The organism is Virgibacillus sp. MG-45 (assembly GCF_036409425.1).
GTDB lineage: Bacteria > Bacillota > Bacilli > Bacillales > Amphibacillaceae > LDC-1.
In genome coordinates, this window is sequence record NZ_JAXOFU010000002.1 from 59229 (window position 1) to 71954 (window position 12726).

The following is a 12726-nucleotide window of genomic DNA, read 5'->3' on the forward strand; positions in this document are numbered from 1 at the left end:
TTCAAAAAAAGAAGGATTTTAATTAAAAGTGTCGAAATGTACCTATACCTCAAAAATATTATAAGGAGGTGTACTTTTTATTGAACTCCGCAAGAGTACTCGCCGAAAAGCTTCTCTCATCTGCTTTTTCCACTGGAGCTTCTGATATTCACTTCTATCCTTTCCTCAAGGAAACAAACATTTTTTTTCGAGTCCACGGTAAAAGAATTTTGCATCGACAAATTACAGCTTCACAATATGATGCAATCCTCACTTATTTTAAGTTTACCTCAGGAATTGATATTGGGGAAACGAGAAAACCACAAAATGGAGCAATCTCATTTTATTTTAGCAAGAAATCCTACGCATTGCGTATTTCCACCCTACCGCTTGGTCACAAAGAAAGTTTAGCTATTCGTATCCTTCCGCAAGAAAAAGCACTTCCATTAGATAAACTATTTCTTTTTCCAAATCAGGTAAATAAATTAAAGGCATGGATGGACAAGCCTGCTGGCATCATTTTGTTAACAGGACCAACAGGATCTGGAAAAACAACAACACTCTATGCCTTGCTACAAAGTATTATGGAGGAACGCACATGCCAAACCATTACTTTAGAGGATCCTATCGAAAAAAAACTCGATAATATCTTTCAAGTTCAAATTAATGAAAAAGCGGGAATTACGTATCAAACCGGATTAAAAGCTGCATTAAGGCACGACCCTGATATCATAATGATCGGAGAAATAAGAGATGCATTTACAGCAAAATTCGCCTTTAATGCTTCATTAACAGGACATTTGGTTCTCAGTACGTTACATGCTAAGGATACTGTTGGTACAATCCACCGGTTATTAGACATGGGAATAAAACAAATTGATTTACAACAATCTTTAATCGGAGTTGCTTCTTTACAGCTACTCCCTATTACACTAAATACAGGTAAAAAAAGGAGGGCAGCTATTATGGAATTTTTGGATGGACACGCACTTGATCAATCAATAAAAGAAAAAAAAGGAACCGGCATACAACGTATACAGTCATTCCATCATTTACGAAAGAAGGCATTCGCATATGGCTATATTGATCAAACGCTTTTATAAAAAGCAATCATTTAAAAGTGAGCACCACCTGCGATTTCTTCGCGTACTTTCCAGAGCATTAGCGAATGGATATCCATTCATTTCTGCCTTAGAAACCATGATGTGGGACAAAAACTTAAATCAAGCCGCATCCATCATGATGAAAGCTTTAAAATCTGGTGAAACCGTTGACAAAGCTTTTGATAAGGCAGGCTTTCATCCTTCCATCACTTCTTATTTATTTTTTGCTAATAAATCTGGCGAACTAACAAGTAGTATTAAAAAAGGACTTCAGCTTTATGAAAAACGGTTACAATACACGCAAAAACTATACCACGTTTCTCGTTACCCTCTCCTTTTATTTCTATTATTTACTGGCTTACTAATCGTTATCAAACAAATTGTGCTTCCGACATTTAGCGATTTATTTCAAAATGGTTCCACCGCTTCTACGTCAGTAAACTTTTCTATTATCATGATTGATCTATTTATTCAGCTATTTTTTACTCTTCTTCTACTTACTCTTTTCACAGCCTTCCTATTTCAACGATTTAATAAAAAAATTTCTATCGAAACCCTCGTTGCCATCTACCGCTCTATACCAATTTATCGAAAATTGATTTCGATGTATCATTCCTTTTTGTTTGCCACCCATCTTAGTACTCTATTAAAAACCGGAATATCCATGAAAGAAGTTCTTTCTATTTTATCTAAGCAAACGAAGCATCCGGTTCTAGCTCATTATTGTACTGTTATTAATAGTGGCCTACTTCAAGGCGTACACATATCTAGCATGATTACTGAACTTTCCTTGCTTCAACCTCAATTTGCAGCTATCTTTCAGAAGAATAGTGATGTAATCACGTTAGAAAAGGATCTAACTGTTTACGCAGACCTTCTGATTGAAAGATTTCATCATCAAATGATGAAGCTCATTTCCATGATCCATCCCATTTTCTTCATTGTAATTGGAGCTTTTATCATTTTCATTTATGTGACCTTAATGTGGCCGATGTTTGAATTAATACAATCTCTATAAAAGGAGTCAAAATTATGTTTCGTAATAATCGTGGATTTACATTAATCGAAATGCTGATTGTTTTAATGATTATTTCAGTATTAATGATATTAATTATTCCAAATCTTAGTGGGAAAAGTGATCAAGTTTATAAAAAAGGCTGTAAAGCACTTGTTTCTGTCGTGCAAGCACAGGTTGATGCTTATCAACTAGATAAAGGAAGTATCCCCAATGACTTAGATACGCTGGTAGTAGCAGGCTATATTACTCCAGAACAAAAACAATGTCCGAACGGAGAAGGTATTATTTATGAAAACGGGAAAGTTTCAACCCCATAACAGAAATATAAGCGGATTTACACTGATAGAACTCCTTATTCTGTTAGCAATAGTCAGCTTAACCCTTACGATTACTACCCCTATCGCCTTATCAATTTATAAGTCTCAACACGAAAAACATTTTTTTCATGTAATGAACTCTGATATTCTTCTAATTCAAAACATCGCTGTTGGTGGGGCTTCTCAGAAATCAAAGCTAGTATTTCAAAAAGATCAGTACACTGTCATTAATAGTATAGAACAACGTGTAGAAACGAGATCCTATCCATCTGGCTGGAAGCTTAATGGTCAGAATAGAACCATCTATTTTAAGAAGAACGGTACAATTGGGGCTCCGGGAACGATTGTCATTCACACGGATAAAAATAATTATAAAGTTATATTTCCTCTTGGGAAAGGAAGAGGCTATGTGGAAAAACAATAAAGGATTTTTCTTAATGGAATCACTTGTTGCTTTTAGCATTATAATCATCTTAACAACAATCTTTATCCCTATTCATACACAAATCCGTATGGAACGTGTGAATCATAATGACCGAATACTAATTAGTTCAAGATTGCATGATGAATTACAATTACTTTTGGTCAAGCCAAATAATACATTACCACAAAACTATTCTTTGATACTGTATGGGAAAAGTGTTCAATTTTCGTTTATGATGAAGAATGATTTATTGAAAGGATGTGCGCATTGGAAGAATGCCAAATTTAATAAAGAAAGCATTTGTTTATATGGGTATCCGTAAAGATAGTCACGGATTTACCTTCCCTTCACTTCTGTTATCACTTGGGATCTTTTTCATATCCGCCCCTCTCATTATATATATTATTCAAACCTTCCATTATAAAGATAATTATGACCTACTATCTGTCTCTCAATTTTTCCATTATATTAGAGAGGATATAAAGTTTGCATCAGCTATTAACATCAATAACAATACGTTAGAGCTAACATTGCACAATGGTGATCTTGCAACAATCGAACAATATAACCAACTAATAAGACGAAGAGTAAATGGATTAGGTCATGAGGTTTATTTAAGAGATATACAAGAAGTGTTATTTACTTCACTTCAAAATAGTTTTAAAATAACGATCGATACCATCGATGGAGGCCATTATGAGAAAATCTTTATATTTGATGAATAATTCCTATGGTTTTTTTCTCCCGTATACGATGGCTATTCTAGCAATATCATTTCTTGTCTTAATGACTAGTGTTTCTATTTATCGCAATGAACTCTTCATTTCTCATCGCCTCATCGAACAAATTAAAATTGAAACTTTAATGCAAATGGGTCAGGAAAAGTTCAAAGTAGATGCCGCCTCTTCTGAAAAGGACAATGGGAAAGTTTTTTATTCCTTTCCACATGGTGATGTTCATATTGATTATGAACTGGTTGAGCTTAACCAATTTAATTTGACAATCAAAATTAATACAAATAAAAACACACACTATTTTATTACGAAACGAATTAAAAAAAATAAGCGTTAATCCTCTATTGTGATTATTTTCACGAGTTGTGTACAATTCTTAACAATCACTTTGAAAACGCCTTTTTTGGCTATTTTTCTACTATAATGAAAGTAATAAACGTAGTGAGGTGGATTGAAATGGAACGTACATTAAAAGTAACAAATGTATTAAGTGATCCAACACGATTTAATATTTATCAATATGTCATTAAAAAGCGCAAAGAAGTAACAGTAAATGAAATAGCAGAAGAATTTGGTATTCACGCTAATGTATCAAGATTACATTTATCTAAGCTAGAAGATATTAATTTGCTTGTTTCTTATTCTCAAAAGACTGGAAAAGGCGGGAGACCAAGTAGATTATATCGTCTATCAAACGAAGTGGTTGAACTAAATTTCCCACATCGTGATTACAAGATGCTTTCCGCTATCTCGTTAGAAACATTTGCTGAACTAGGAGATATCGGAAGAAAAGCTTTATATGATACTGGTAGAAAATATGGTGCCAAAATCATGGAGCGCTACCAAACACCAACAACGACAGACTTAACAGTAGAACAAAAGCTACAAATTCTTGAGGATGCAGGAACGATGCTTGGTCTCTACCCTGACTTCACCTACTTCCCTAACAAAAATACGATAACATTCCATGTCAACAATTGCCCATTCAAGGAAGTAGCATTGAAAAACCAATCAATGGTTTGTAAAATGCATAATGAGTTTATTCAAGGGATGTTCGAATCATTATTTTCGGGTATTGAATTAGTTGAAACTGAAAATATTTTACAGGGCTGTGAAAATTGCACCTATGTCGCAAAATTTTCAGTAATTTAGAATGATTCATTTACATTATGGAAATACTCGTTTATAATGACTATGAATGTTACCGAGAAGGAGGGGGATGGCATGGATCGTATGTTTCGCGTGCTAGGCTTTTGGACAGGAATATTTACTGTCATGTTCTATGTTGGTGATATGACTGAAGTCGCTTTACTATTTCTTGTTCAAACAGCCTTTTTCCTTGCAGTAAGTTATTTAAAATTATCTGAACGGATGTATATGTATTTGTTCGGGGCTTATTGTACATTGTTTATGATTGGATTTACTTGGTATTCTGAATTTATCTTGATCCCAGGGTTTGGGCACTAAGATAACATTCCATTTTCGATAATTTGCTTTTTCTTTTTATCGAATGATGGCTATAATTCAATATGAAGTTTAGCCTGCAATCTTAATATTTTTTCTTTAAATCCTGCATTCCAAAGTGCAGGATTTTATCTTTTGGAAATATTTCATGAGACGATGAACAAATCGAGATTTTTTAAATTAATTCTATTGACACAGTGTCTATTTACCTTTATTGTTATTATTATAGCTTTAACTTTTTATCCCTAACCAACAAAAGAGCAGAGCACATCCCCCCTAGAAACCCCCTTCTTTTACAAGAAGGGGGTTTCTTATTTAAATGGAACGAATGGGTTATTTTTCTTCTCTTCGCCAATTGTTGTCATCAGACCATGTCCTGCGAAAACTTGAAAATGATCTGGTAAAGAATATAATATGTTTCTTATGCTTGCTTCAAGCTGCTGAAAGTCCCCACCTGGTAAGTCCGTTCGACCAATACTATGTTGAAATAGTACATCTCCGCTTATAACAAATGCTAACTCCTTAAAAATAAAGCTCACACTACCTGGTGAATGTCCTGGAGTTTCAGCCACTTCAAAGCGAAATTTTCCAATTTCCATTTTTCCTGGTTCTAATAATTTATCCGGCTCACGAGCAGATATTTCCTCACCAATAAAAAATGTAGAACGATTTAAATTTGGGTCTTGAAGCCAATCATTTTCGTTTCGATGTAAATACACATCGATATGAAAATGATTTCGAAGTACTTCAACAGCACCAATATGATCAAAGTGAGCGTGAGTTAATAAAATAGCTTTTGGAGAAGCGTTCAAGTTTTGCAATCGTGTAATCACTTCATCTGCGTTTCCACCTGGGTCAATAATTAATGCTTCAGCACCTTTCACAATAAGATAACAATTGGTGCCTAATGGACCTAACTGTAGTGTTATAATTTCCATATAAATCACTCCTAAAACAATTATCACTAAATTCAATGATTATTCTCGACAAAAGTATGGGAATCATATAAAATAATCTATAGTATGTAAATACATAATAATATAAGTGTATTACCTTTATCAAACATATGCACGATGAAAACGTAAGGAGGATTCTATATTATGCAGCATCTTGTATTAGCTTCTATCTTATTAATTGTTGCACTATTATCTGTTATTTCTATCTTTCGTCAAATCAAATTTAAAAACTTTTTCGCCCTAACATTTTCAGTGCTTTCTGCTGTAACCTTTGGATTTTTCTCGATCGCTACAATTATCGATATTTTGAAAAATTCACTGTAACAATGTGTCATTAGTAATATGAATATCCTAAATCCCCGCTTCCTGGTGATAAAAGTTTTGTCGGAAGCGGGGATTTATAATTTACTCCATATTACCTAACTCCCTCTAAAAACAAAAGAAAAAAGCTGCTTTTACAGCTTTTTTAAATACTTCTCTATTTCGGTTAGCTCTACTTAAATTCCATAAAGCGGAATAGATCACCATAAATAATTTTATCTGAGTACTCCAGCTCTTTATCCACTTTTTCTCCTATCGGTTCACATTGTGAAGCTGTGGGATTACTTTTTTCCTCGTCTTTTTCAAGTAACTCACCTGTTTTTCTATCATAACAATTTCCTGATGTAAAAATATAATCATCACTAATAAAGTCACCATTACGTAAAGCGATATATCCTTTACGATTTTTTTGAAATACATCATTTCCGAAATAAATATCATTTTCAGTTTTGATTCCCAACATATTTAGTAACGTAGGCTTAACATCAATTTGACCAGCTACTTCAGACATGACCTTCCCTTTTCCATGATTAGGTATATGGATAAAGAATGGTACACGTTGTAATTGAACATGATCAAATGGTGTGATTTCGTCTTTTTCTAGATATTGTCGCATGGCATGGTTATGACTCGCACTAATTCCGTAATGATCACCCATAATAACGATTATTGAATTGTCATATAGTCCTGCTTGCTTTAACTGTTGAAAAAATTGCTCGATCGATTCATCTAAATATCTTACCGTAGGAAAATAATTGTTCAATGTATTTGAATTCGAATCATATGCTGCAATTGACTTATCTTCTTCATCTAATTCAAATGGAAAATGATTTGTTAAGGTAATGAATTTTGAATAGAACGGCTGCTCTAGTGATTGTAAATACTTGATAGACTGGTCAAAGAAATCCTTATCCTTTAAGCCCCATCCAACTGAATTACTATCAGTAACATCATATGACTCATAATCAAAAAATTCATCATATCCTAAACTTTCATACATTTGATCGCGATTCCAAAAGCTGCGATTATTTGCATGAAATACAGCTGAGTTATACCCTTTTTGTTTCATTAGTTCAGGTAACGCATGATATTCATTTTGACCATGTGTAAAAAATACAGCTCCTCTAGATAATGGGTACAGTGAGTTTGCAACTAAAAACTCTGAGTCTGATGTTTTTCCTTGCTCTGTTTGATGATAAAAATTTTCAAAATAATAGGTATCCTCATCCTGTGTAAGTTTATTTAAAAATGGAGTTATTTCCTCCCCATTTACTTTATTATTAACAACAAAACTTTGTAATGATTCTGCCCAAATAAAAATAACATTTTTGCCTTCAGCAACACCGTGAAGTGAAGACTTCTCTGAACTTTTTACATTTTTTTCTACGTAATCCGTTATTTCTGGTAATTCATTTCCATCAGCAAAAACACGTTGTGTCTTTACTTTGGAATGCACAATGATATCGTAAACATGATAATTAAATAAACCAATATTTTTCACTAAGTATTCCCTGTCAAATGCTCTAGTAAATAATTGAGGACGTTCCATTTCTGCTAAGAAGAAGTTACCTGCAAGAAGTACGAGCGACATTGCTAATGCAAAAACCTTTCCACTTCTTGGGTATTGGACTGCAAATCTATCGGGATGCTTTTTACTGAAGTACCAGACAAATGCAACATCTGTAAGTAAAAAGACATCATAGAACTTGATTAAAGTCCAAATACTTTTTCCTAAATCAGCTGCATTACTTCCTTGGAACAGTTGAGGAACCGTGATAAAATCTGTAAAAGACCGATAAAATACAAGATTTACAAAAATAATGATTGTGCCAAGCAATGCTGTATACCTTAAGTATTTCATTTGACTTTCTTTCCTCTTAAACCAAACACTCAATGCAAATATGATGAATGCCGAAATAAAAGGGTTTAGAAATAAGATGATCTCCTGCATTACATTATCTAATTCAATACTAAACAAAAAGCGATATACAATATACGTTTTCAAACCAAATAATAAAGTAGCAATAATGTATAGTGGTAGTTGAATTCTTTTCCCCTGCATATAAGTTCCTCCTGTATCTTAAGCATCTATCGTAATGCTCTCTAATTATATGCTGTCACTTCTTTACCCGTTACGGCAACGAACGAAACGCCCGCCTTTATCTATACTATATGACGTTTCAATGATGGAAAAAGTTTCAAATAATTTTGAAAGATTTTTAATTAGTTAGTTGCTGCTGATGAACAAGATAAGCAGCTCCAATAATACCTGCATCATTTCCAAGCTGGGCAAGCGCTAACTCACAAACATCGAATACTCTAGGTAAAGCATATTTTTGGAACGCTTCATTTATGTATGTTAATAACGTGTCTCCTGCTTGAGATACTCCTCCACCAATTAAAACTTTAGAAGGGTTCAGGAGGATGGCTAGATTAGCAATTGCAAAACCTATTGCATCAGTTATATGTTGAATGATTACCTGGCTTTCTTTATCTCCTTCAGCTGCACAGGCAAACACATCTTTTGTACTAATATAACCTTTACCTTGTAAAATTGCTGCGAGTTTTCCAGATGGTTGATTTTCAGCAACTTCTATTGCCTGACGTACAATACCAGTTGCAGAAGCAATTGTTTCTAAACAGCCCTTCCTACCACAATTACATGGGCTTCCTTCTGGATCAATGGTGATATGCCCTATTTCACCAGCTGTACCATTTTCTCCCGAAAGAATCTTTCCCTCCGCAATAATTCCTCCACCAACACCTGTTCCTAATGTGATGGCGATCAGGTTATTCGCATGCTTCCCTGCTCCAACCCAATTCTCCCCTAACACAGCAATATTAGCGTCATTTTCAACATATACAGGTAATTGGGATTGCTTTTTTAGTTGATCACCAAGGTCAAAGTTTTTCCAACCAATATTGACCGCCTCATACACCATTCCTGTTTTGGCATCAATAAACCCTGGGGCTCCCACACCAATACCACGTATTTCAACCATTGCCCACTTTTTCTCTGATAATTTCGCTTGAATAGAGCTCCATATTTCATCAACGATAAACTTTCCACCGTTGGCTTTATTCGTAGCTATTTGCCATTTATGTAGAATTTCTCCTGTCTCGTTAATAAAACCTATTTTTACAGAAGTGCCACCTATATCTATTCCTACTGTTATTTGCTTCATAACGTTCTTCCCCGCTTTTCACCTTGTATTTGTCTTGCTTCTTTTTTTAAAACAAGCGTACATTGCTGGTATTCAACCGAAGAAATAAATCCTGATTTAAAAAGCTCATATAACTCTAATTCCATTAGTTCAATATCTGCCAGTCGATCACCGACATAAATAAATATACCAAATCGTTTTAACACTTGTTGTACATCGAATACTGTTTGTATCATAACTACCTCACCAATTTTGATTATACCAAATAGAGAACAGGAAGGGAATTTCTATAAGAAAGGAATGTGCATCATATTTCGAGGACAAGCCGCGTATAATTAGACATCTTAGGAAAAGGATGAAGAATATGCGGAAAATACTAGGTTTACTTTTCATTTTAACGATCATTCTAGTCGTAAGTGTCACTTATGTTAATCAACAAGCAAAACAAGTGATCACTTATTTTCCACTAGATAAAAATGCTTCTTTTATAACAGGAAAAACGAAGTTAACGCTCGCTAATTCAACAAAGGATAAGAAACTACTTAGATGGGATATTCATTCTCAAACAGATGCTCCATTTTACTTACGACAAGATGTCTCCCTTTTGTATGCCAACGGTACATTAAAAGGTATTCGAAGTAAATGGAAAGAAAATACAGATACCATTCAAATGGAGGAAACAGTTCCGATTCAAAATGATACACTTTGGGAAGCTATTTCCTTTCATTATGGAGAAATTCACTACCCAAAGGATATCATTAAAAGTGTTCAAATGATGTCCGAAGACCAGTTATATACTGCAGAATCAAATAAAAAAGATATAACTAGTTTTCGTTCACCAGAAGACAACAGAGAAGAAAAACTAAAAGAGAATCTGGATAAAGTAACGAAGAAAAAGCTATTGCGCCATTGGCAAGACCTACTATCACATTTTAAATTAAATATTAATCAATATGATTCTATTCCGCTAACAAGCTTAGCGCAATATGAGAAGAAAAATTTTCCCGGCTTTACGCAAAAACAAACAGAACAAATAATTGGGCAGCTATGGGAAGGTCTTTATAAAAACTATGTAATTCCAGCATCTAATAATGAAGATCGTCCATCGCAAAGCTATGTGCCTCTTATTTTGATCGATAAGCAGCACACACAGCTCATCGTATTATTTGAGTTAAACGGAAAATATGAAAAACTAATTCAACAATTACCGGAATTTTAACGTAGTAGATCAAGATTCGCTTTCTTTATTAATCCTCTCCATTAATTTCTTGTATTGTTCATTATCCGGTTGAAGTGCATTCGCTTTTTCAGCATATTTAATCGCCTTTTCTTTATCATTTTGCTCATTATAAAGTATTGCTAAATTAAAATATGCCTCATGCATATTGGAATTAATATGTATACACTTCTCTAGGTCATCAATTGCCTGCTTATATTCCCCTAATTGAATATATGCATAAGAACGTTGAAACAGCAAAGGAGCTTCAAAGTCTTTAGGATTGTCTAATGCTTTAGAAGCTCGTTGCACTACTTCGCGATAATCTCCTTTTTGCTGGAGTTCATTAACTACTGTCAATTGATACTCTGGCGATTGAAGATTGTTTGGAATTCCGTAGAACAGCAATGCTCCAATTAACAAACAATAGGCAAGGATAGAAACGAGCTGCGTTCTTAGCTGATGCCTCTTCTGCGGTAAATGGACCATCCCCGCTGCAATAAATCCGGAAACAAGCCCTCCCAGATGCGCACTATTATCTACTTGGGGAACAATAAATCCAAATACAATATTAATGACAACTAACATTAATACATTGGTACCCATTGTTTGAAAAAAGAGCTTTTTATATTGGAGACCAAAAAACATTAATGCACCAAATAAACCGAATAAAGCGCCAGATGCTCCTGCTGCTACACTAGGAGAAAAAGTAAAACTTGCTATCCCCCCACCGATTCCAGCTAACATATAGATTACAAAAAAACGCCACTTTCCATAAATTTTTTCTACAACCGTTCCTAAATAATAGATTGCAATCATGTTTAACACTAAATGTAAAAAACCGATATGTAGAAACATGGAGCTTACTATCCGCCACCATTCCCCGTCTAATATAGCAGGATTATATTTTGCACCAAGACTAATTAACGTATCAATGGATTGACTGCCACCCTTCCATTCCAAAAGAAAGAACATGGCGATATTTAACGCTAGGAGAATATAAGTCAAAAACGGCTTAGCATAGGAAAAAACTTGTTTTTCCTCTTTTACTTTATTTTTAAACGCATTTACAATGTATTGTTTATAATCTTGCACAGAATCCGATAGATTTCCTTCTGTTAATCCTGAACCTTGCAACAAAGAAATATCCGGCATTAATTGCTGAAGCCTCGCTTGCTCTTCATGAAGATTTTGATCATCGAAATAAAAAACGTGCATCATAATAGATGTTTTATCCTTTAATTTCATCGGCCGTTTGAGCATTTCCCATTCATCTACAGGGCTATAGGAGGCGAAATAAATATTATATATTTCCATGCGCTTTCCACGGACTAACCGTTTCATGCCTTGAACACGCTGAAATACGCTTGCAATATCTTTTTTTAGATGGTTTTTCCAATTAAAATCCTGAGATAAAATTCGTACGAGATAGGACGTTTTATCAATATATTTTTCTAACCATACTTCCTCGTTCTTTTCATCAATAAAGAGTAAGTCATACTGATGTTCTGTGATTAATTGGTACACGAATCGATACATCCTATGTTGATTGTTGTTATACATAACGTTTCCTCCCTATCAACATCATATCAAATCTTTTTCCGAATAGCTTTGTAGAAGAACATCTTACAGCAAGGAATATCCTTCCATTTTACTATGTTACATATCCCATTCCTTTAGTATGACCGAGATAAACAGAAATTTAAAATAACAATAAAAAACCACTTTATTCTAGTTTTTTTCTAAAATAAAGTAGTTTAGATGAAGTTTATATTACATTTTCCTTAATGTATTTCTTTCTTGCCATTCGTTTGAAATAAGGCAGGAATTATCTTATTTTTTAATGCAGAAGGCTGAAGCGCAAATGAAACCGCAATACGACGTATCAGTCCAATTGCAAGCAATGTATTTAACAGGCGATATCTCCATTTATACAATAGTGAAAAGCTTGTTATTATTACAGTAAAAAAGACGAATCCTCTCACAAAAACACCCCTTTATTTGTTTCGTGGTGTTTTAGTTATTTACGC

Annotated in this window: 17 protein-coding genes; 11 read left to right on the plus strand and 6 right to left on the minus strand. The window is 34.1% G+C overall.

Annotated elements, in window-relative coordinates; translation table 11 throughout:
• Positions 1–80 precede the first annotated feature (80 nt).
• The 9 genes from comGA to SPK86_RS02500 all read left to right on the plus strand — a co-directional run bounded on the left by comGA (position 81) and on the right by SPK86_RS02500 (position 5042).
• Complete coding sequence (comGA, locus tag SPK86_RS02460) at positions 81–1082, plus strand: competence type IV pilus ATPase ComGA (RefSeq protein ID WP_284140391.1); 1002 nt, start codon at positions 81–83, stop codon at positions 1080–1082.
• A complete protein-coding gene (locus tag SPK86_RS02465; protein ID WP_330948602.1) occupies positions 1054–2100 on the plus strand; it encodes a type II secretion system F family protein in 1047 nt (348 codons plus the stop codon). Before comGA ends, SPK86_RS02465 begins: the two co-directional genes overlap by 29 nt.
• A 14-nt stretch (positions 2101–2114) precedes the next feature.
• The gene (gene comGC, locus SPK86_RS02470; RefSeq protein ID WP_443089748.1) at positions 2115–2417 is read left to right on the plus strand and encodes a competence type IV pilus major pilin ComGC; all 303 of its coding nucleotides are present in this window, start codon (positions 2115–2117) and stop codon (positions 2415–2417) included.
• Positions 2389–2841: a competence type IV pilus minor pilin ComGD gene (gene comGD / locus SPK86_RS02475; RefSeq protein ID WP_330948603.1), complete on the plus strand. Its 453-nt coding sequence runs from the start codon at positions 2389–2391 to the stop codon at positions 2839–2841. Before comGC ends, comGD begins: the two co-directional genes overlap by 29 nt.
• Positions 2825–3163, plus strand: a complete 339-nt coding sequence (locus SPK86_RS02480; protein ID WP_330948604.1) for a hypothetical protein — start codon at positions 2825–2827, stop codon at positions 3161–3163. Before comGD ends, SPK86_RS02480 begins: the two co-directional genes overlap by 17 nt.
• On the plus strand, positions 3117–3566 hold the full coding sequence (locus SPK86_RS02485) for a ComGF family competence protein (protein WP_284140394.1): 450 nt from the start codon (positions 3117–3119) through the stop codon (positions 3564–3566). Before SPK86_RS02480 ends, SPK86_RS02485 begins: the two co-directional genes overlap by 47 nt.
• The gene (gene comGG / locus SPK86_RS02490; protein WP_284140395.1) at positions 3538–3912 is read left to right on the plus strand and encodes a competence type IV pilus minor pilin ComGG; all 375 of its coding nucleotides are present in this window, start codon (positions 3538–3540) and stop codon (positions 3910–3912) included. Before SPK86_RS02485 ends, comGG begins: the two co-directional genes overlap by 29 nt.
• A gap of 119 nt (positions 3913–4031) precedes the next feature.
• Positions 4032–4727, plus strand: coding sequence for a helix-turn-helix transcriptional regulator (locus tag SPK86_RS02495; protein ID WP_284140396.1), 696 nt, complete (start codon positions 4032–4034; stop codon positions 4725–4727).
• Positions 4728–4799: 72 nt separating this feature from the next.
• Complete coding sequence (locus SPK86_RS02500; protein WP_284140397.1) at positions 4800–5042, plus strand: DUF2626 domain-containing protein; 243 nt, start codon at positions 4800–4802, stop codon at positions 5040–5042.
• Positions 5043–5350: 308 nt separating this feature from the next.
• Here SPK86_RS02500 and SPK86_RS02505 read toward each other — a convergent pair whose 3' ends face one another.
• On the minus strand, positions 5351–5977 hold the full coding sequence (locus tag SPK86_RS02505) for an MBL fold metallo-hydrolase (protein WP_284140398.1): 627 nt from the start codon (positions 5975–5977) through the stop codon (positions 5351–5353).
• 162 nt (positions 5978–6139) lie between these two features.
• On the opposite strand from SPK86_RS02505, the gene SPK86_RS02510 reads away from it, so the two are divergent.
• A complete protein-coding gene (locus SPK86_RS02510; RefSeq protein ID WP_284140399.1) occupies positions 6140–6319 on the plus strand; it encodes a DUF2759 family protein in 180 nt (59 codons plus the stop codon).
• 169 nt (positions 6320–6488) lie between these two features.
• On the opposite strand, the gene SPK86_RS02515 is transcribed toward SPK86_RS02510, so the two are convergent.
• From SPK86_RS02515 to SPK86_RS02525, 3 genes are all read right to left on the minus strand, one after another.
• Entirely contained in the window at positions 6489–8378 is a 1890-nt protein-coding gene (locus SPK86_RS02515) for an LTA synthase family protein (RefSeq protein WP_284140400.1), read from the minus strand.
• Positions 8379–8535: 157 nt separating this feature from the next.
• Positions 8536–9501 (minus strand): ROK family glucokinase, encoded by a 966-nt coding sequence (locus tag SPK86_RS02520; protein ID WP_284140401.1) that lies wholly within the window; start codon positions 9499–9501, stop codon positions 8536–8538.
• Positions 9498–9713 carry a YqgQ family protein gene (locus SPK86_RS02525; protein ID WP_284140477.1) on the minus strand — a complete coding sequence of 72 codons (216 nt, stop codon included), beginning with the start codon at positions 9711–9713 and terminating at the stop codon, positions 9498–9500. Before SPK86_RS02525 ends, SPK86_RS02520 begins: the two co-directional genes overlap by 4 nt.
• Before the next feature lie 131 nt (positions 9714–9844).
• On the opposite strand from SPK86_RS02525, the gene SPK86_RS02530 reads away from it, so the two are divergent.
• Positions 9845–10699 carry a hypothetical protein gene (locus SPK86_RS02530; protein WP_284140402.1) on the plus strand — a complete coding sequence of 285 codons (855 nt, stop codon included), beginning with the start codon at positions 9845–9847 and terminating at the stop codon, positions 10697–10699.
• A 9-nt stretch (positions 10700–10708) separates the two neighbouring features.
• Here the strand turns inward: SPK86_RS02530 and SPK86_RS02535 are convergent, their stop codons facing one another.
• Together SPK86_RS02535 and SPK86_RS02540 are read right to left on the minus strand one after the other, a co-directional pair.
• The gene (locus SPK86_RS02535) at positions 10709–12259 is read right to left on the minus strand and encodes a rhomboid family intramembrane serine protease (protein WP_284140403.1); all 1551 of its coding nucleotides are present in this window, start codon (positions 12257–12259) and stop codon (positions 10709–10711) included.
• A 221-nt stretch (positions 12260–12480) separates the two neighbouring features.
• Positions 12481–12681, minus strand: coding sequence for a hypothetical protein (locus SPK86_RS02540; RefSeq protein ID WP_284140404.1), 201 nt, complete (start codon positions 12679–12681; stop codon positions 12481–12483).
• Between the last annotated feature and the right edge of the window lie 45 nt (positions 12682–12726).

Excerpts from the sequence above, each read along its gene's own strand:
- SPK86_RS02520 (WP_284140401.1), bottom strand. The coding sequence starts at position 9,501 with ATGAAGCAAATAACAGTAGGAATAGATATAGGTGGCACTTCTGTAAAA.
- SPK86_RS02465 (WP_330948602.1), top strand. The coding sequence starts at position 1,054 with ATGGCTATATTGATCAAACGCTTTTATAAAAAGCAATCATTTAAAAGT.
- comGD (WP_330948603.1), top strand. The coding sequence starts at position 2,389 with ATGAAAACGGGAAAGTTTCAACCCCATAACAGAAATATAAGCGGATTT.
- SPK86_RS02505 (WP_284140398.1), bottom strand. The coding sequence starts at position 5,977 with ATGGAAATTATAACACTACAGTTAGGTCCATTAGGCACCAATTGTTAT.
- SPK86_RS02495 (WP_284140396.1), top strand. The coding sequence starts at position 4,032 with ATGGAACGTACATTAAAAGTAACAAATGTATTAAGTGATCCAACACGA.
- SPK86_RS02480 (WP_330948604.1), top strand. The coding sequence starts at position 2,825 with ATGTGGAAAAACAATAAAGGATTTTTCTTAATGGAATCACTTGTTGCT.
- comGG (WP_284140395.1), top strand. The coding sequence starts at position 3,538 with ATGAGAAAATCTTTATATTTGATGAATAATTCCTATGGTTTTTTTCTC.
- SPK86_RS02485 (WP_284140394.1), top strand. The coding sequence starts at position 3,117 with ATGCCAAATTTAATAAAGAAAGCATTTGTTTATATGGGTATCCGTAAA.
- SPK86_RS02535 (WP_284140403.1), bottom strand. The coding sequence starts at position 12,259 with ATGTATAACAACAATCAACATAGGATGTATCGATTCGTGTACCAATTA.
- SPK86_RS02530 (WP_284140402.1), top strand. The coding sequence starts at position 9,845 with ATGCGGAAAATACTAGGTTTACTTTTCATTTTAACGATCATTCTAGTC.
- SPK86_RS02510 (WP_284140399.1), top strand. The coding sequence starts at position 6,140 with ATGCAGCATCTTGTATTAGCTTCTATCTTATTAATTGTTGCACTATTA.
- SPK86_RS02515 (WP_284140400.1), bottom strand. The coding sequence starts at position 8,378 with ATGCAGGGGAAAAGAATTCAACTACCACTATACATTATTGCTACTTTA.
- comGC (WP_443089748.1), top strand. The coding sequence starts at position 2,115 with ATGTTTCGTAATAATCGTGGATTTACATTAATCGAAATGCTGATTGTT.
- SPK86_RS02500 (WP_284140397.1), top strand. The coding sequence starts at position 4,800 with ATGGATCGTATGTTTCGCGTGCTAGGCTTTTGGACAGGAATATTTACT.